This is a genomic window from Psychrobacter sp. TB55-MNA-CIBAN-0194 (assembly GCF_040309505.1).
GTDB lineage: Bacteria > Pseudomonadota > Gammaproteobacteria > Pseudomonadales > Moraxellaceae > Psychrobacter > Psychrobacter fozii.
This window is the reverse complement of the sequence record NZ_JBEOOW010000239.1, coordinates 1-275: the sequence shown is the minus strand read 5'-3', so window position 1 is coordinate 275 and position 275 is coordinate 1. Positions and strand designations below refer to the sequence as shown.

The 275-nt window shown below is 41.1% G+C and carries 1 protein-coding gene; it reads left to right on the top strand.

From position 1 onward, the window contains the following. The coding region (locus AAEY75_RS14980) for a hypothetical protein (protein ID WP_352260023.1) at positions 1–275 on the top strand (275 nt) is incomplete at both ends.

Genomic DNA, 275 nt, shown 5'->3' with positions numbered 1-275 from the left:
GGCCAAGATTATTACTTTGGCTTGCAGATGCAAACGCAGTTTATTCAAGATAATGGTGTCCAGCAACAAGTTGGAATGCAAATTGAGTTTTCTCAAGTCGACAATCAGCCCTCAGTGAATATTACTATCAGCGATCCCAATGCCATTAGTAGTAACAATGGGTTTCAGTTAGATGCTTTGGGTCAAACAGCAGGATTACAACAACGAATTCAAATCGCTGGGAGTAAAAACTTAGCCGTCAATGAATTAGATATGGCTCAAGGGCGATTAACCCC